This is a genomic window from Streptomyces sp. NPDC000229 (assembly GCF_040300825.1).
Classification (GTDB): Bacteria; Actinomycetota; Actinomycetes; order Streptomycetales; family Streptomycetaceae; genus Streptomyces.
Genome location: NZ_JBEPEL010000016.1, coordinates 81,649 through 98,677, shown reverse-complemented (window position 1 = coordinate 98,677; position 17,029 = coordinate 81,649). Strand labels below are relative to the sequence as shown.

Genomic DNA, 17,029 nt, shown 5'->3' with positions numbered 1-17,029 from the left:
CCCTGCCTTCGGCGGGGGGACCCCCACCTCCGCCTTGCATCTGCACGCACCAGACCCCGCTCGCTGATCCGGCCTGATCCAAAAGACACGCCCTAGCCGCCGGTGGGGGCAGGCGGGCGGGTGGGGGCCGGTTGGTGCGCGCATGTTACTCACCAGTAGAGCGGTGGCGTAAGAGGCATTCAACCGACTGGACGGCAGGTTCGATGATCGGCCGCCTCGGCGGACCCCGGCGCGCTGTGCTTCCGTCCCGGCGGCCCCCAGGGGTGCGACCACGCCAGAGCCGCCCCGCCCGCGCCGGGCCCGGCACTGCACGCGTACGAGCGAGGCGCGGGCGACACCATGCCGCTGCTTCCCGGCCGGTGACCGACCCGGGGCCGACTCCGCCGGCGTCAGCGACCCTTGCGTACCCGGGCCGCGGCGCGGGCTTCCGCGGTCCTGCGGGCCTCGGCGGCCTTGCGGGACTCCTTCGCGGGGCGGCCCGGACGGGTGCCGAGGCCGCGGAAGGGCGCGTTGCCGTTGGCGGTTGCCGCCCCCGTCGGCGGGCGCTTCGCCCCCGTGATGGCGGTCAGCTTCTCCTCGCCGGAGCGCACCTGTGTGACCGTCGGCCGGATCCCGGCCTCGGACATCATCCGGTTCACGTCGCGCCGTTGACCGGGAGTGACCAGGGTGACCACCTTCCCGGACTCCCCGGCGCGCGCCGTGCGCCCGCCCCGGTGCAGGTAGTCCTTGGCGTCGGCCGGCGGGTCGACGTTGACGACGAGGTCGAGCGCGTCGATGTGAATGCCCCGCGCCGCGACGTTGGTGGCCACCAGCACGGTGATCTCACCGTCCTTGAACCGGCCGAGCGTGTGCGTGCGCTGCGGCTGTGACTTTCCGCTGTGGAGGGCGGCCGCCCGTACGCCGCCGGCCCGCAGATGACGGGTGAACTGGTCCACACCGGCCTTGGTGTCCAGGAACATCAGTACCCGGCCGTCCCGCGCGGCGATTTCGGTCGCGGTCGCGTACTTGTCGGCGGCGTGGATGTTCAGCACGTGGTGTTCCATCGTGGTGACCGAACCCGCCAGCCGGTCGACCGAGGCGAGCACCGGGTCGTGCAGGTAGCCGCGCACCAGCTGGTCGACGTTGCGGTCGAGCGTGGCCGAGAACAGCAGCCGCTGCCCGTCGGCGCGGACCTGGTCGAGGATGTCCGAGACCTGTGGCAGGAACCCCAGGTCGCACATCTGGTCCGCCTCGTCCAGCACGGTGATCCGCACCTGACTGAGGTGGCAGTCCCGGCGCGACACGAGGTCGGTCAGCCGCCCCGGCGTCGCGATGACCACGTCTGCGCCGGTCCGCAGCAGCGCCACCTGCTGGTTGATCGACAGCCCGCCGACCACCGTCGCCAGTCGTACGTTCAGCGCCTGCGCGTACGGCGCCAGCGCGTCGCTCACCTGCTGCGCGAGTTCCCGGGTCGGCACCAGGACCAGCGCGAGCGGCCGCTTCGGCTCCGCTCGCAGGCCCGCCGTCCGGACGAGCAGCGCCAGCCCGAAGGCGAGCGTCTTGCCGGAGCCGGTCCGCGCACGGCCGAGAACGTCGCGGCCCGCCAGCGCGTTGGGCAGTGTGGCGGCCTGGATCGGGAAGGGCTCCTTCACCCCGAGGCCGGTCATCGTCTCCATCAGCCGCGGCGGCAGCCCGAGTGCGCCGAAGGACTCGGCCGGCGGCAGGCCCGGGGCCACCGTCTGCGGCGTCGAGAGCTCGCCCTGCGGCGCTGTCGCCCGCTGGGGCTTGCCGGCACGGGACGGGCCAGGGGCCGGCGGCTTCGCGTTCATGGGGAACCTTCCTCGGTCGGGCGCCCGGAACGCACCGGGGCCCGTACCCCTTGGTACGGGCCCCGGCGGTGTCGAAGCGTGCCTTCCAATTTACCAGCGGTCGCCCGGATGCCTGCCGCCCTGCCGTCCGGTCCACCGAACGGTGGCGCATGGCCCGGCCGGGTTCATGTCTCGGCGCTACGCGCGGGCCTCGCCGGAACCCATGCCCGCTCAGCGGCGTCCCCGGGACTCACCGGCCTTCGCGTCGGCGGCCACGGACGCCACGATCTCGGGATCCTCGCCCGTCAGTTCCGCGATGCGGTGCGGCGGAACCCCTGCGGCCACGGCCCGGGACAGCAGCGCGTCCCGCTCACCCGTGCAGTCGCGGTAGGCCAGCAGTTCCTCCTCGACACCGGCGAGGGCTCCGGGCGCGAGGGCATGGCGCAGCCGGATCAGCTCCTCCTCGCTCAGGGGAACGGGCAGCTTCTCCACTCCGTCCGGGATGCTCCCCGTCTCCTCGGGCGGCAGCAGCCGCAGCGCGGCCGAGGCCGCCGTGACACCGTGAGCGTCGAGCCAGGCCCGTACCGCGGGGGTCTCCAGACACGTGAGTTCTCCCACAGCGGCGACGGGTGTGCCCAAGAGGGTCGCCGAGCCGTCCGCGAGAAACAGGTAGGCGTCGTCGGTCATGCTCGTCTCCTTCGCAGACGCGATGGTCAGGTGCTGTCCTCCCTACCCCCTCCCGCGCGAGACACCGGTCGGCGGACCACGCCCTGTGCCCCACGCCCTGTGCCCCACGCCCTGCGCCCCACGCCCGGAGCCTGTCGACCCGGAGCACGCGCCGGGCGGTCGGCGCGCCGAGCGGTGGCCCGGCTGCCGCCGTGCGCGACGCCGACCTGATCGGCCGGCTCACGTACCTGGACGGCCGGCCGGTGTCATCGACGCGCGCCGCGCGCGGGCACGGCGCACGCCGCCGTACCGCCCGGCATCCGGTGGCGGTTGTCCGCGACCAGCCGGTAGGCGACATGGGCGACCGACCGCACCGGGCGCAGCATGAGCAGCGCCCCCAGTGGCGCCCAGCCTCGGCCCGCGCGCAGCAGGATCTTCGCCACGGCCTGGGCACCGCCGTACACCCGGCCGACAGGAGTCACCCACAACACCTCGTGGCCGGCGCGCTCCGGCGTCACCCCCAGCGAGGCCAAGTCCGCGAACTGCCACGGGACGATGTCGCAGTCGGGTCGCAGGCGACTCTCGACGAACGTCACGGACCTCGTGCAGAAGCCGCAGTCACCGTCGAAGACGAGCACAGGTCGAGTGCGCATGTGCCCATGATGCCGAACCACCCTGCCGGGAGGGACCAGTGGGCTCCTCTCAGGCGCGCCCCTCGAGGGCCGTCCGATTGCCGGTCCCGGCAATGCATGAGACCGGTCCCCCTGGGTAGCCGCGGTTCATCGGCTTGTCGGGGGACAAAGGCGAAGGTCGACGGGTAATGGGAGGGAAGAAGCATGACGGTGATGGCGGCCAAGCGCGCGACGACCACGGACACGGGTGTGACGACCCTGCCCGAGATTGCCAACCCTCAGCAGGTCGCCCCTCGGGACGCGCGGAATCTGTCGAAGCTGTTCTTCGACCAGCTCGCTGTACTCGAAGAAGGCACCCACGAGTACCAGGACGTTCGCAACACGCTGATCGAGATGAACATGTCTCTCGTCCGCTACGCGGCCGGCCGGTTCCGCAGCCGGGGCGCGGACGAGATGGAGGACATCGTCCAGGTCGGAATGATCGGCCTGATCAAGGCGATCGACCGCTTCGAACTCTCGCGCGAGGTGGAATTCACCAGCTTCGCCGTGCCGTACATCGTCGGCGAGATCAAGAGGTTCTTCCGCGACACATCGTGGGCCGTCCACGTACCGCGGCGCCTTCAGGAAGTGCGCATCCAGCTCGCCCGTGCCACCGAAGAACTGCGCACGCGTCTGGGGCGCACGCCCACGGTCAAGGAACTGGCCACGCTGATGAGCCTCTCCGAAGAGGAGGTCATCGAGGCCCGCCTGGCGTCCAACGGCTACAACTCCAGCTCCCTGGACGCCGCCATCAACAACGACAGCGAGGACGGCGAGGCCGCCCTGGCCAACTTCATCGGCGCCGAGGACCCGGCCATGGAGCTCGTGGAGGACTTCCACGCTCTCGCCCCGCTGATCGCCGACCTCGATGACCGTGACCGCCAGATCATCCACATGCGGTTCGTCGAAGAGCTCACCCAGTCGCAGATCGGCGAACGACTCGGCTGCTCCCAGATGCACGTCTCCCGTCTCCTCACCCGCACCCTGAAGCGTCTGCGGGAAGGGATGCTCACCACGCGCTGACACTCCTCCCGTCGAGGAGTTCCCCGATGCTCTCGGCCCGGCGCCGAGGACGCAGGCCGGTGCCGACCGGAGCCTGCGGTGCCGGCCCGAGAGCATCGGGGCATACGGCTGCCGCGCGATTCTCGCCGTCACCACGGGGCTGAGTGCCGTCAACGGGGACGAATGCCGTCACCACGGGCCGAACGCCGTCACCACGGGGCTGAGTGCCGTCAACGGGGACGAATGCCGTCACCAAGGGACGAAGACGTGCACCGTCTTGCCGACCGCCTCCGGCGAGATGATGGTCTGCTCGGCGACGGTTTCGATCAGGTGCCATCCGATCCCGCCACGACCGGCGAGGTCGAGCGGGCGCGGCTGCGGTGCCGCGGGATTCGTGTCGCTCAGGGCTACCTGCACGGTGTCGGCCACTGCCCTGAGACGGAGACTGAACGGGCCGGGTGCGAAGGCGAAAGCGTTGGAGGCCAGCTCGGCGACCACCAGCTGCACATCGTGGTGCGCGTCCGGCGAGGCCGGCCGCTGCATGCGCTCCAGGCCCCGGAGGAAGACACCGGCACCTTCCCTGGCGTCGGTCACGTCGCTCAGCACGCCCTCGAAGTGCCAGGTCTGTTCAACGCTCAAGGCATTCAACAGCCCGTCACCCTGTAGCCGGTCGGGGTCAGCGGCCATGTCGCTCTCCTTCCGCTTCCGGTGTGCCTGTGGCCTTTCTCGACTGCCCGCTTTCTCGGGGCCCATGTCCGAGTTGCTGCTTTCGTATGGGTTGGGGGGTGAATGCTTCAGGTGCTGCGCCGTACGGTCACCGGCCGGGGCCCCGGACCTCGGCCGGTCGCCGGCGCGTCCCGCCCGCCACCCTGGCCGGGACGCGTCGGCTCCTGCTGCGTGCGGTCGGGGACGACGGCATCGCGCGGGTGCCGGGCGCGGGCGTCGTCGCCTCACCGCCCGGCCCCTGGGCGCCCGCGGCGCCCGCGGTCACCACGGCAGGCGCGTACGCACGGCCTTCCCACCGTCGGGGGCGGGCAGGACACTTACGTCGTCGGCGAGCCGCGTGATCAGGGCCCAGCCCCAACCGCCGCGTGCGCCGGTGATGTCGGGGGTGCGTGGCTGAGGAGGCTCGGCACTGGTGTCGCGCACTTCGACCAGTACGCCGCCTTCGTATGCCGCCAGGCACAGGGTGCACGGTCCGGCGGTATGGCGGACGGCATTGGTGACCAGTTCGCTCGCCACGAGCAGTACCGCGTCCGTCGCGGCCCGGCTTGCGGGATGCCCACGAGCCTGTTCGGCGTCGTTCATGAACCGGGCGGTGAACTCTCGGGCCCGGGCGGCGGCGACCGTGCCACCGTCCAGGTCGATGCATCGCTGAAAGGTAGTGGTCATGACGTCGCTTCCCGGGGCCGGCGGTCGAGTATTCATGGTGTTGCCACGAATGCGCCTGCCCCGTTTACGAGGCGATATCGGACCCCGACCGGATCGGCGGTACATCCCCGCCCACGAAGGCTGATCGAGCGCTTGGACGCGGGTGCCGGCTAGGCCGGTTCGGCCTGGCTGCCGCTGGCGGCATCAGCAAGCAGCAGACGCCCTTGTTCGACCGTGGCGGCGATGACGAAAAGCTGATCGGCACCCAGCAGCTCCAACAGGGATCTGAGCTGTTCCCGTACCGCGGCCAGCGCGAAGGCGCCTCCTGCCTCCTGGGCGGCCTGCCGGGATCTGAGCAGGGCGTTGAACCCGCGGGAGTCGCAGAACGACATCTTCGAGCAATCCACCACAATCCTCGGATAGCCCGCACCGATCAGATCGCCGACTGCTCCGAGCAGCGCCGTCTCCCCGTCCATGTCCAAGTCGCCGGCCAGGGAGAGGACAACGTCCCGCTCCACCACTGCCGGAGTGATCACCAGCCGCTCCACCGGCATCCCACCGCTCCTTTGTCTCGCCGGATGTTCAGGGCGGCCAGCGTACGCGCCCACTCCTCGAATCCTCCCCTCGCCGACCACGCATCATGTCGACACGGGAAAGTGAGGAATCACATGGTCATGGATCTTCGGCATCGATTTCTCCGAACGGCCTGCACCATGGGGCCCGGGTGGATCACCCCTCCACGCGCCCTCACCCGGCCGGCCGCGCTTTCCCCGAGCCGTGCACGCGGGGCGCTCAGGAGGGGAGACTGGTTGAGGGCCCGCACCGTTCGTGCGGCGTGGTGCTGTACCGAGAGAGCGGAGGGCGCCGACTGTGGACGACCGGAACGGTGATGGCCACCGGATGCTGGAGGGCCTGCTGGCCGCCAGCCACCTGATGCCGTTGGAGCGGTTGCCCACTGTGGTCGGCGAGCACGCGGCAGCGGCGGGGTTCCCGGAGGTACTGATCTACGTGGGCGATGTGCAGCGCAACGCGTTGCGGCTGCTGACCGGACGCGGCGAGGACGCCGGCCAGGCGGCGAAGGGTGAGGAAGCCGAGCTGAAGATCGAGGGGACACTGCCCGGACGGGCCTATCAGTACATCCAAGTCCTTCCCGACACCTCTCCTGGAGGAGCGGGGGAGAACCGGTGGTGGGTGCCGCTGCTGGACGGCACCGAACGCCTGGGAGTGTTGCGCGTCACCGCCGCCGAGGGCGGTACGCGCACCCGGCAGGACATGGTCGCGCTGGCTTCCCTGATCGCGCTGATCCTGGTGAGCAAGCGCGTACACAGCGACTCCTTCGCCCGGCTGACGCGTACCGAACCGATGAACATCGCGGCCGAGATGCAGTGGCAGCTGATGCCGCCGCGTACCTACGCGGACGGGCGAGTGGTGATCTCCGCGGCCATGGAGCCCACCTACCAGATCAGCGGTGATGCCTTCGACTACTCCACCGCCGGACCCATCGTGCACCTGTCGATTTTCGACGCGATGGGACACGACACCGCGGCCGGGCTCACCGCGAACCTCGCCATGGCCACCTGCCGCAGCGCCCGCCGCCGAGGCGCCGGGCTGGTGGAGATCACCGAACGGATCGAAGAGGCGCTGGTCGAACAGTACGGGCAGACCCGGTACGCGACCGGGATCCTCGCCGACCTCGACACCCAGACCGGCATCCTGACGTGGGTCAACCGCGGCCACCAACCGCCCGTGATCATCCGTGGGGGCCGCTGGACGAGTGATCTGCACTGCCGGCCGGCGCACCCGATGGGCACCTGCTTGGGACTGGTGACCACCGTGTGCCATGAGCAACTGGAGCCCGGTGACCGGATCGTGCTCTACACCGACGGGATCACCGAGGCCCGCAGGCCTGGTGACGCGGAGTTCGGGCTGAAGCGGTTCACCGACTTTCTCATCCGCCACCACGCCGACGGCCTGCCCGTACCCGAGACGCTGCGCCGAGTCGTCCACGCGGTCCTGGAGTACCACGACGGCCGACTGGAGGACGACGCCACCGTACTGTTCTGCGAATGGCTCGGCCCCAACCCCGACACGACCGGCGAGGCAGCGGAGTTGACCGGTCTCACCCCGCCGTGATCGCTGATCGCACCTCCCGAGGAGGCGTACGCGGCCGGCTCCCCGGCGGGTGGACGCCCGACAGCAGGCGTGGCGGAAACCGCACGTGGGACTCGTCAGGACGCGTCACGACTCGTCAGTGAGCCGTGGCGCCCGTGGCATCCATCGGCGGGACCGGGGCATGCGTAGGCCAGGAAGCAAGCACCGACGAAGGAGGCTGCTGGAATGACGACGGCTCGCGAGATCATGACGGAGGGCGCCGAGTGCATCGGTGCGCAGGAGACGGTCCTCGAGGCCGCCAAGAAGATGGGTGACCTCGGGGTCGGGGCCCTGCCCATCTGCGGCACCGACGACAAGCTCAAGGGCATGCTGACCGACCGCGACATCGTCGTGAAGGTCCTCGGCGCAGGCAAGGACCCCTCCGAGGTGAAGGCCGGTGACCTCGCCCAGGGCGAGGCGGTCACCATCGGCGCCGACGACGACGCCGAGGAGATCCTGCGCACCATGACCGAGCACAAGGTCCGCCGCCTGCCCGTGATCGACGGCCACCGCCTGGTCGGCATGGTCGCCCAGGCCGACGTCGCCCGCGCCCTGCCCGACCCCAAGGTCGGCGACCTGCTCCAAGCCCTGTCCGCGGACTGACCGGGAGGGCGGCTTCGGCTCACCGGCACGGCTGCGGGCGAGGTGTGTCCTCGAACGACACCGCGGCGCCGGATCCGCGAACGCCCGGCCGGCCCCCATGCCGGCCGCACGCGCAGTGAGCCGGCTCCGGGCGGAGCAAGGGAAGACGCCGGCCGGTCGGCCGGCGTCTTCCCTTGCTTGCGAGGTCTGTCCCCCGATGGCGCCGCGGACGCTCCCCGCCGTGTGCCGCGCCGCTCCCGACAGTGTCAGTGCATCAGGTGCCAGTCCGGAGCCGACGGCATGTGCGGCGCCATGGACCGTGCCTTCTGCCACATGCCCTGAGCTTGCTCGGCCGGGCGCTGCTGCTCGCCGTGCAGGGCGTTGAGGACCACCAGTGCTCCCGTCAGGGCGGGTACCACCCACTGGGCGCAGGCGAGCTGGCGCTGCGCCTTGTCGGTGTCGATGGGGTGCTTGGCCGCCTTCTCGGCGTCCTCGGGGTCGGAGGAGGAAGCCAGCTCGATCTTCTTGCCCAGCACACGGGCGTAGGCGGTGGCGGCCAGCGCCGCACCGGTGATGACGGTCTTGGCCAGCGTGGAGGCCCCCACGCCTTGCTGCGCGGCGACACGGGGAGCGTTCGCGACCAGCAGGCCCCCGCTGCCGAAGAGGTGCGTGCCGATCGCCGCGGCGTTGACCGGCGTCCACTTGGCCCACCCGGACGATGCGATCCGCGCGGTGGTGGCCCACGTACTGCCCTCGTCCTTCGCCGCGCCGTTCAGGCCGACGGCGCCCATGAGGGAGCCGCCGAACCATACGGCCAGCCCTACATCGTGCAGGCTGCGCATGAGGGTATTGCGTTCGGACATGAGGGGCTCCTTCACAGGCGGGTACAGACGGTGCGTCGGGTGAGTGGCGTGTCCACCGTCGCCCGCCGGTGTTGTGACTGCCATTCGGGCTGGTACGAACGAGGCAGCCCGAAGGCGTCGGTCGCACGGACGGGGGAGAGGCGCGCCCCCGGAGGCTCCCGGGAGGGCCGGCCATGCGAAAGCCCCTGTAGTGCAACCTTGCGGTTGCGTGTGGTTCCCTCCCGTCGGCCGAGACGGGAGGGAACCCGTCCGTGGCGGTCGACTTCCCCGGGTCACACCGTCAGCCGGGCCCAGGTGGTGTGCCCGCGTGCGTGCGCCGTGTCGCCCCAGGAGTCGGCCAGGGCGTTGACGATGAACAAGCCGCGGCCGCCTTCGGTGAAGGTGTACGAGGGATGGCGCCAGTGGGCTCGTGCCCATGCGACATCGATGCCCGGTCCAGTGTCCTCCACCTCCAGCAGGAGGGATTCCTGCCCGTCCTCGTCACGTGTCCGGCGGATGCGGACGCTCACCGGCGGCGCTCCGTGGCGGACGGCATTGCTCACCAGTTCCGTGACGATGAGCAGGGCGTCGTCGACCAGCGCGTCCAGATGCCAGCCGATGAGGCAGTGGCGGAGTTCCGCGCGAACGAGCGCCGCCGGGGGTGACGCGGTTTCCGTTCTCATGTCCCTTATTCGTGGCCACCCGCATCATGGATGGGGCCCGGGCGGCGCCCGGGCCCCGGTCCGCGGAACGGTTACATCTTGGGCATGAGGACGGTGTCGATGATGAACACGGTGGCGTTCGCGGTGGGAACGTTGCCGCACACCACGTTCGCAGCGCCGTTGACCTTGTACGTCTCGCCCGATCCGGATGTGGTCAGGGTGCTCTTCTCCAGCGTTTCGAACGTACCGTTCTCCAGCTGCTGCGGCGTGAGCTTCTGGCCCACCACGTGGTAGGTGAGGATCTTCGTCAGCGTCGCCTTGTCGTTGAGGACCTTGTCCAGGTCCGCCTTCGGGATCTTGGCGAAGGCGTCGTTGGTCGGCGCGAACACCGTGATGTTCTGGGCGTTGTTCAGGGTGTCGACCAGGCCGGCCTTCTTCACGGCCGTGACGAGGGTCGACAGGGCGGGGTTGTTCGATGCGGCCGTGGCGACGGGGTCCTTCCCCATGCCGTCGAAGCTTCCCGCACCTTCCTTGGGCACCGACGCGCAGGCTGGGCCGAACGGGCCGTCCGCCGTCACCTTCTCCTCACTCTGCTTCTCCTGACTCCGGCTCGGAGCGGAGGCGGCGGCCGACGAGTCCGACGTCGAGTCGCTGGAATCGTCCATACCGCAGGCCGCGAGGGCGAGCGGCAGAGTGACGGCTGCTGCGGCAGCGGCGAGAGCGCGGCGGGAGCGAATGGCAAGCATGGGCGGTCTCCTGAAGGGGAATGCCGGCACCGGCGTGGGTGCCGACGGGGTAGGGAGGGCAGCGGACAGCACTCACGCCCGGAAGCAGGTGAAGAGTTCTTCCCGCCGCCCTCACACCCCGCATTCGGAGATGCCCCCGGGTCGGATTGGCCCCAAGCCGAGAAGTTTTCCTCCGATTGCCGCATCCCGGGGAATGTCACACAGACGGACGCGCCGCGAACCCATCCGCGAGCGCGTGGGCTACGAATCAGCGGCAAAGGGAGCGGAGCATTGGGTGTGCACCGTCTTTTTCCTTTCGGACGACGCATGAAGGGATCACTCATGGACGATCGGCAGGTCGCCACCTGTCCAAAGGGTTACGCCCGCCGGGCGGGTACGCGGTGAGGGAGATCGCACGCATCGGCGGCTCGCCGCACCGCGAGGCGGACCTGGCCGAGGTCGTCGCCCGGGTGGCCGGGGGAGACCAGGACGCCTTCGCCGGCCTGTACGACTCGATCGTGGGACCGGTCTTCGGACTGGCGGTCAGGGTGCTGAGAGACCCGGCCCAGTCCGAGGAGGTGGCGCAGGAGGTGATGGTGGAGGTGTGGCGCCACGCCGCCCGTTTCCGGCCCGAGCAGGGAAGCGTCATGACCTGGGTCATGACGATGGCGCACCGCCGTGCCGTGGACCGCGTCCGCTCCGAACAGGCGGCCACCGAGCGCGACCGGCGCTCCGCCCGTCGGGAGCACACCCCCGCCTACGACCAGGTGAGCGAGGAGGTGGCGGTCCGGCTGGAGAGCGAACAGGTACGACGGTGTCTCGGATCCCTCACCGAACTGCAACGGCAGGCGGTGACACTCGCGTACTACCAGGGATACACCTACCGGGAGGTCGCCGCCTTGCTGTCGGCGCCGCTCGGCACGGTCAAGACACGCTTGCGTGACGGGCTGATCCGGCTGCGGGACTGCATGGGAGTGAACGCGTGAACGAGGAACATCTGCATGCGCCCTCCGGTGCCTACGCCCTCAACGCGCTGCCCGACGACGAGCGCGCCGAGTTCGAGCGCCACCTGGAGGACTGCTCCGCGTGCGCGCAGGAGGTGCGGGAGCTGTCCGCCACGGCGGCCCGCCTGGGCTCGGCCGCCGCCTCCGCGCCGCCGCCCGCGATGAAGGCACGGGTCCTGAGCGAGATCACCACCGTCCGCCAGCTTCCGCCGAGGACACCGCCCGGCGCCACCGCGCCGCCCGCTGGTTCCGGCCGCGCGTGGCGGCTGCCCCGGATGGTCCTGGCGGCGTGCGTCGCGGCGGCCGCAGCGTTCGGCGGCGTGGCCCTGTGGCAGCACCAGGAGGCGCGGCAGGCGCAGCAGCAGGCGCAGCGGGCGGAGGAGCAGGCGGCCGATATGGCCCGGGTGCTGGCGGCCCCCGACGCCCGCACTGTCACAGGGACCAAGGGTGGGGCCAAGGCGACCGTGATCGTCTCCCGCGCCGAGAACAGCGCCGTGTTCCTGTCCTCCGGCCTTCCCGAACTGCCCTCGGGCAAGACGTACCAGCTCTGGTTCGACGACGGCGGCACGATGAGGCCGGCGGGCCTCACCCGCGCCGACGGCGGCCTGGTGATGGAGGGCGACGTCGACGGGGCCAGGGGAATGGGCATCACCGTGGAACCTGCCGGTGGGTCACCGCAGCCCACCAGCAAGCCCGTGCTGCTCATGGCGCTTCCCGCCTGAAACACGGGGCACCGTCAGGAGAGCACGGCCGGCGTCCCGGCCGGGCAGGCGGGCTGCGCGGCTCACCGGCCCGGCCTCCAACGTCGAGGCCGGGCCGGCCCGGAAACAGCCTCAAGGACGGGCGGTGTCGGAACTCGCGAACCGCCCGTCCTTCCCCAAGGGCAACGCTCTCGACCGCTTCCGGCGGCGTGCACTCAGGGCTGAGGCTGAGGCTGAGCCGCAGCCGCGCCGGCTGTCAGCGTGCGTGGGTGGTGCGGCGGGTGAGCAGCACGCCGAGAGCGACCATGCCGATGCCGAGGACGAAGTGCAGCCAGTTGTCGGCCGAGTTGACGGGGACGAAGTTGGCCGCGCTGTCCTGGTCGATGACCAGACCGTAGATCCACAGCACCAGGTAGACGGCGCCACCACCGATGAGGAAGGCACGGGCGGTGGAGGCGGCGCGTGCCATGGCAAGGCCGGCGATACCGAACAGCAGGTGCACGATGTTGTGCAGGATCGAGACCTGGAACACGCCGAGGAGCTTGGCCTCGGAGTGGTGCTCGGCGAACGTCATCGTGTCGTAGCCGGTGGTGACCCCGGGGATGAACCCCAGAATGCCGACCAGGAGGAACACCGCTCCGACGAGAAGGGCGGCCTGCTGCACAGGGGTACGGACTGCTACGGGGCTCGCATGATGAGCGGACATGGCAGGAGTGTCCTTTCGATGGGTGAGTAACTGAAGAGCCGCATGTTCTTGGCGCGTTGTCCGGCGCTCGCCTCGGCTCGACGGCTGAGCGCTCGGCACTGCTTCCGGAGGTCCGGCGCCGTCCGCCGCGCCGACGGCCATGGGTCGCCGGTGCTCCAGCCGTAGGCACTCCGTGCCCCGGTGGCCGGCCCATGCCGAGCGGGCTCAGGCGTTCCGGAGGTGGCTCAGTCCACGGTGACCACCACCGAATGCCAGCCGCTCGCCCCGTCGGGGGTCGTGCGGGTGCGCTTCTCGCTCTGCGTTGTTCCGGTCCGGTCGGTGGCGCGGACGGTGAGGGTGTGGCTGCCCGGTGTGGCCTTCCAGGGGAAGGACCACTGCCGCCAGGTGTCGATCGTGTTCTCGGCGGCCAGGTCGGCCTGCTGCCAGCGGCCGTCGTCGACGCGTACCTCGACACGGTCGATGCCCCGGCTCTGGGCCCAGGCGACGCCGGCGACCATGACGGCCCCGGCGGCGGGGCGGGCGAAGGGTTGGGGAGTGTCGATCCGGGACTGGGTCTTGACGGGTGCCTCGCGGGCCCATGCGTGCTTGACCCAGTACGGATCGTAGGCATCGAACGTGGTGAGCTCGATGTCCTCGATCCACTTGCACGCCGAGACGTAGCCGTACAGGCCGGGAACCACCATGCGGACCGGGAAGCCGTGGTCGAAGGGCAGCGGTTCGCCGTTCATCCCGATGGCGAGCAGTGCGTCGCGCCCGTCCATGACGTCTTCGACAGGGCTGCCGAGCGTCATGCCGTCGACGGACCGGGCGACCAGCTGATCCGCCCTCCCGCCTTCGGACGGCGGCTTCACACCGGCTTCGGCCAGCACGTCGGCCAGACGCGCGCCGATCCAGCGCGCGTTGCCCACATAGGGGCCGCCGACCTCGTTGGACACACACGCGAGGGTGATGTCCCGCTCGATCAGCTCACCGTCGAGCAGGTCCTGGAAGCTGAGCGTCAGGGGCCTGCGTACGCCCCGGCCGTGGATCCGCAGCCGCCAGCGGGTGGCGTCCACCTTGGGCACGACCAGAGCGGTGTCGACGCGGTAGAAGTCCTTGTTGGGGGTGACGAACCGGCTGACGCCGGGGACGCGCAGCTGCGCGCCTCCGGGCACCGGTGCGGCGGGCGAGGCCGGGCGAGGAAGCCGGACCGCCACGCGGGAGGAGACGGCGTCGCGTGCCCGCGAACCACCAAGGGCCCGCCCCGCGACGCCGACGCCGGTGGACGCCACGGCGGCGGCGCTCGCGGCGATCAGGAATCCGCGCCGGTCCCAGCCCTCCTCGGGCGCCTGAACGCGTGCGGGCCGGGTGAGCCGCCCGGTCAGCCAGTACAGGAGCGCCGCCCCTGCCAGCGCCCCCGCCAGGGAGGGCGCCCCGTCGGCGAGGGAATCGGAGTCCGGGCGGGCCGTGGCGGCGACGGCCCCCACCACCCCGAACAGCAGCACCCCGGCGGCGCCCGCCCGGCGGTGGCGCAGCGCCAGCAGGCCGAGCACCACGGCGAGGGCCGCGAGCACGGCGACGATGCCCACCAGCAGGACCAGTTTGTCGCTCTCACCGAAGGTCCGGATCGCCCAGTCCTTGACAAGCGCCGGTGTACGGTCGACAGCCGCCGCGCCCACTGCTGTGACCGGACCCGCCTCAGGGCGAACAGCGGCAGCGGCCAGCTCCGCCACCGCAAGCGCCCCATACCCGGCCAGCAGTCCGTTGAGCCCAGCAGACGGCCGACGAAAGCAGATCCCTCGGTAAGCAGTCACACCCTCTCTTCGAAGCCGTGCGCCGGAAGGATTGGGTCAACTTTGCCGCCGGGCTGCCGACCAGGTGGATCGCCCCGGCCGCCCCTGCCGGCCGGGGCGCCTGCTCCACCCACCGTTCCACGGCAGCCGACGCTGCCCAGCCGATCAGGGCAGGCGTTCAGCCGCTGCCGCCGCCGCTGCCGATATGCGGAGGCGGCGCGCTTGGGGCAGTGTGGAACTGGAGCACTGGCGGAGCCCCGCCAAGGGGAGCCGGGCGGGTTGTGGCATACCGGCCCAGCACTGCGCTACCCCGGGCGGTTCCGAGCCAGGGGCCTTGTGCCGTGCCGGTCAGCTTTGACCAGCGGTCATCCGCACGAAGTCGAGCGGTGCATGGCTCGGACCGGGGTACACGACGGGTGCCAGACAACCCGATGCGTCGATCGACCAGGAGGAGCTTTGAGCGACTTCCAGGGCACGAGCCGTCCGGACCAAAGCAGGTCGGCGGCGGTAGCGAAAACGGCACAGGACAAGGCGAGCGAGGGTGCCGGGCTGGTGGGCGACAAGGCCACCGAGGTGGCCGGCACTGCCAAGGAACAAGCCGCAGGTGTTGCTCATGAGGCCACTGCTCAGGCCCGTGACTTGGTAGGGGAGTTGCGTGATCAGCTCCAGGGCCAAGCGCAGTCCCAGACACAGCGGCTGGCGGAGAATGTGCGCCGGCTGGCGGATGAGCTGCGGGAAATGAGTGAGAGCGGCAAGCAGGACTCCAGCGCCTCGGGCGTGGTCCGTCAGATAGCCGACGGCGGTCATCAGGTGGCTTCCCGCCTGGAACAGCGCGGCCCGGACGGCCTCATCAACGACCTCCAGGACTTTGCGCGCCGCCGACCCGGTGTGTTCCTGGCGGGGGCGGCTCTGGCGGGGTTCGCCGTCGCACGGGCCGGTAAGGGAGTCAGTGCTGCGGGATCCACGACGACCTCGGGTCCGGGCCCTGAGGGCGGCCAGCAGCAGACCCCTTCACGTCCGCAGGTGGAGTACGACACCCCGGCTCAGTTCCAGCCGCCTGTCGCACCCGGCTACGGGCAGGCCCCCACGGCAGAGCCCCCTACGGCACCTCCGCCGCCTGTCGCCCCGCCGCCCTACCCGGGCACGCAGCGGCCGATTCAGGGGAGTTGAGAGGTGGCTACGCAGTTCTCGCAACCCGCCCGGGCGAACGCCCCGCACCCGCCGGCGCCAGGCTCGCCCGAAACGGCGGATCCGTCCATCGGTGATCTGCTCAGTGAGATCAGCACGGACCTGTCGCAGTTGGTTCGTGACGAGATCGAGCTGGCCAAGGCGGAGATCAAGCAGGAGTCGACGAAGGCGGGCAAGGCCGTCGGGATGCTGGGCGGGGCCGGTTACGCCGGTCACCTGGTCCTGCTCCTGGGAAGTTTCACCATCATCTTCGCCCTCGCCAACGTCATGGACATCGCCTGGGCGGCGCTGATCGTCACCGCCGTGTGGGCCGTGGTCGCAGCGGTGCTGTACTCCAGTGGCCGCAAACGCCTGCGCACCGTCAACCTCAAGCCCGAGCAGACTGTGGAAACGCTGAAGGAGGATGCCAAGTGGGCACGACACCCGACGAGCTGAGGACCGACGTGGAGTACCGCCGCGCCCACCTGGCCCGCAACGTCGACCGCCTGGCGGACAAGGTCACCCCCCGCAGGGTGGCCCAGCGGAAAGCCGGCGCGGCCCGCAACCGGCTCACTGGAATCAAGGAGCGTGTAATGGGCACGGCCCGCGACACCACAGGGGGGATGGCGGACACCGCGCAGGGGATGGCGGGCTCCGTAAGCCAGGCGGCAGGAAGCCTTGCCGATTCCACCAAAGAAACGGCCGGTCAGATCGGCGACGCCGTCCAGCAAGCACCCTCCCAGATCAAGCAGCAGACCCAGGGCAGCCCGCTCGCGGCCGGTCTCATCGCCTTCGGTGCCGGGATGCTGACCGCAGCCCTCCTGCCGACCACCAAGGCGGAGGAGCAAGCCGGCCGGCAGCTGCGCGAACACTCCGACAAGCTTGTCGAACCGGTGAAGCAGCAGGCCATCCAGGCAGCACAGGACGTCAAGGAAGAGCTGCGCCAGCCGGCCACCGAAGCGGTCGAGGCCGTCAAGTCCACGGCACAGGAAGCAGCGGAGACCACGAAGGAGCAGGCCCGGAGCGCTGGGCAGGACACCTCGCAGGGGCTGCGCGAGGTGGGCCAGGACGCCGCCCAAGAGATGCGTGACCGGCCCAACCGCCCCGATCAACCGTATACGTGACCTCCTGGTCGGCGTGCCCAGCCCAGAGCAGGCGCGGCGAACCGAACGAGTCCGGCCCATCCCTCATGTTCGGGGGGTGGGCCGACCGTCGTTCTC

Annotated in this window: 19 protein-coding genes; 8 read left to right on the top strand and 11 right to left on the bottom strand. The window is 70.6% G+C overall.

The features are described 5' to 3' along the window. Positions 1-389: 389 nt before the first annotated feature. From ABT360_RS11800 to ABT360_RS11790, 3 genes are all read right to left on the bottom strand, one after another. Entirely contained in the window at positions 390-1,808 is a 1,419-nt protein-coding gene (locus tag ABT360_RS11800) for a DEAD/DEAH box helicase (RefSeq protein ID WP_351813999.1), read from the bottom strand. Between the two features lie 210 nt (positions 1,809-2,018). Next, the gene (locus ABT360_RS11795) at positions 2,019-2,474 is read right to left on the bottom strand and encodes a DUF6003 family protein (RefSeq protein ID WP_351813997.1); all 456 of its coding nucleotides are present in this window, start codon (positions 2,472-2,474) and stop codon (positions 2,019-2,021) included. 245 nt (positions 2,475-2,719) lie between these two features. After that, positions 2,720-3,106 carry a thiol-disulfide oxidoreductase DCC family protein gene (locus ABT360_RS11790; protein ID WP_351813995.1) on the bottom strand — a complete coding sequence of 129 codons (387 nt, stop codon included), beginning with the start codon at positions 3,104-3,106 and terminating at the stop codon, positions 2,720-2,722. Between the two features lie 192 nt (positions 3,107-3,298). On the opposite strand from ABT360_RS11790, the gene ABT360_RS11785 reads away from it, so the two are divergent. Next, positions 3,299-4,147 (top strand): RNA polymerase sigma factor SigF, encoded by an 849-nt coding sequence (locus ABT360_RS11785; RefSeq protein WP_351814015.1) that lies wholly within the window; start codon positions 3,299-3,301, stop codon positions 4,145-4,147. A 228-nt stretch (positions 4,148-4,375) separates the two neighbouring features. Here ABT360_RS11785 and ABT360_RS11780 read toward each other — a convergent pair whose 3' ends face one another. From ABT360_RS11780 to ABT360_RS11770, 3 genes are all read right to left on the bottom strand, one after another. Continuing rightward, on the bottom strand, positions 4,376-4,813 hold the full coding sequence (locus tag ABT360_RS11780) for an ATP-binding protein (RefSeq protein WP_351813993.1): 438 nt from the start codon (positions 4,811-4,813) through the stop codon (positions 4,376-4,378). Between the two features lie 300 nt (positions 4,814-5,113). Beyond that, complete coding sequence (locus ABT360_RS11775) at positions 5,114-5,518, bottom strand: ATP-binding protein (protein WP_351813991.1); 405 nt, start codon at positions 5,516-5,518, stop codon at positions 5,114-5,116. Between the two features lie 149 nt (positions 5,519-5,667). Then, the gene (locus tag ABT360_RS11770; protein ID WP_351813989.1) at positions 5,668-6,051 is read right to left on the bottom strand and encodes an STAS domain-containing protein; all 384 of its coding nucleotides are present in this window, start codon (positions 6,049-6,051) and stop codon (positions 5,668-5,670) included. 346 nt (positions 6,052-6,397) lie between these two features. On the opposite strand from ABT360_RS11770, the gene ABT360_RS11765 reads away from it, so the two are divergent. Further along, positions 6,398-7,630, top strand: a complete 1,233-nt coding sequence (locus ABT360_RS11765) for a PP2C family protein-serine/threonine phosphatase (RefSeq protein WP_351814013.1) — start codon at positions 6,398-6,400, stop codon at positions 7,628-7,630. 204 nt (positions 7,631-7,834) lie between these two features. Continuing rightward, positions 7,835-8,251: a CBS domain-containing protein gene (locus ABT360_RS11760; RefSeq protein ID WP_351813987.1), complete on the top strand. Its 417-nt coding sequence runs from the start codon at positions 7,835-7,837 to the stop codon at positions 8,249-8,251. 245 nt (positions 8,252-8,496) lie between these two features. Here ABT360_RS11760 and ABT360_RS11755 read toward each other — a convergent pair whose 3' ends face one another. The 3 genes from ABT360_RS11755 to ABT360_RS11745 form a co-directional block, all read right to left on the bottom strand. Continuing rightward, positions 8,497-9,093 carry a hypothetical protein gene (locus ABT360_RS11755; protein ID WP_351813983.1) on the bottom strand — a complete coding sequence of 199 codons (597 nt, stop codon included), beginning with the start codon at positions 9,091-9,093 and terminating at the stop codon, positions 8,497-8,499. A gap of 272 nt (positions 9,094-9,365) precedes the next feature. Then, the gene (locus tag ABT360_RS11750; RefSeq protein WP_351813981.1) at positions 9,366-9,755 is read right to left on the bottom strand and encodes an ATP-binding protein; all 390 of its coding nucleotides are present in this window, start codon (positions 9,753-9,755) and stop codon (positions 9,366-9,368) included. Positions 9,756-9,826: 71 nt separating this feature from the next. Continuing rightward, positions 9,827-10,480, bottom strand: coding sequence for a fasciclin domain-containing protein (locus ABT360_RS11745; protein ID WP_351813979.1), 654 nt, complete (start codon positions 10,478-10,480; stop codon positions 9,827-9,829). A gap of 380 nt (positions 10,481-10,860) precedes the next feature. Between ABT360_RS11745 and ABT360_RS11740 the strand changes: the two genes are divergently transcribed. Together ABT360_RS11740 and ABT360_RS11735 are read left to right on the top strand one after the other, a co-directional pair. Beyond that, positions 10,861-11,445 carry a sigma-70 family RNA polymerase sigma factor gene (locus tag ABT360_RS11740; RefSeq protein ID WP_351813977.1) on the top strand — a complete coding sequence of 195 codons (585 nt, stop codon included), beginning with the start codon at positions 10,861-10,863 and terminating at the stop codon, positions 11,443-11,445. Then, positions 11,442-12,185, top strand: coding sequence for an anti-sigma factor (locus ABT360_RS11735; protein ID WP_351813975.1), 744 nt, complete (start codon positions 11,442-11,444; stop codon positions 12,183-12,185). The genes ABT360_RS11740 and ABT360_RS11735 overlap by 4 nt, the downstream gene beginning before the upstream one ends. A gap of 235 nt (positions 12,186-12,420) precedes the next feature. On the opposite strand, the gene ABT360_RS11730 is transcribed toward ABT360_RS11735, so the two are convergent. Beyond that, positions 12,421-12,870 (bottom strand): DUF4383 domain-containing protein, encoded by a 450-nt coding sequence (locus ABT360_RS11730; protein ID WP_351813973.1) that lies wholly within the window; start codon positions 12,868-12,870, stop codon positions 12,421-12,423. A 224-nt stretch (positions 12,871-13,094) separates the two neighbouring features. Beyond that, positions 13,095-14,663 (bottom strand): molybdopterin-dependent oxidoreductase, encoded by a 1,569-nt coding sequence (locus tag ABT360_RS11725; RefSeq protein ID WP_351813971.1) that lies wholly within the window; start codon positions 14,661-14,663, stop codon positions 13,095-13,097. A 435-nt stretch (positions 14,664-15,098) separates the two neighbouring features. On the opposite strand from ABT360_RS11725, the gene ABT360_RS11720 reads away from it, so the two are divergent. The 3 genes from ABT360_RS11720 to ABT360_RS11710 are packed head-to-tail and all read left to right on the top strand — an operon-like array spanning position 15,099 to position 16,933. Further along, complete coding sequence (locus ABT360_RS11720) at positions 15,099-15,812, top strand: hypothetical protein (protein ID WP_351813969.1); 714 nt, start codon at positions 15,099-15,101, stop codon at positions 15,810-15,812. Between the two features lie 3 nt (positions 15,813-15,815). Beyond that, positions 15,816-16,265: a phage holin family protein gene (locus ABT360_RS11715; RefSeq protein ID WP_351813967.1), complete on the top strand. Its 450-nt coding sequence runs from the start codon at positions 15,816-15,818 to the stop codon at positions 16,263-16,265. Continuing rightward, positions 16,241-16,933 carry a DUF3618 domain-containing protein gene (locus ABT360_RS11710; RefSeq protein ID WP_351813965.1) on the top strand — a complete coding sequence of 231 codons (693 nt, stop codon included), beginning with the start codon at positions 16,241-16,243 and terminating at the stop codon, positions 16,931-16,933. The genes ABT360_RS11715 and ABT360_RS11710 overlap by 25 nt, the downstream gene beginning before the upstream one ends. Positions 16,934-17,029 lie beyond the last annotated feature (96 nt).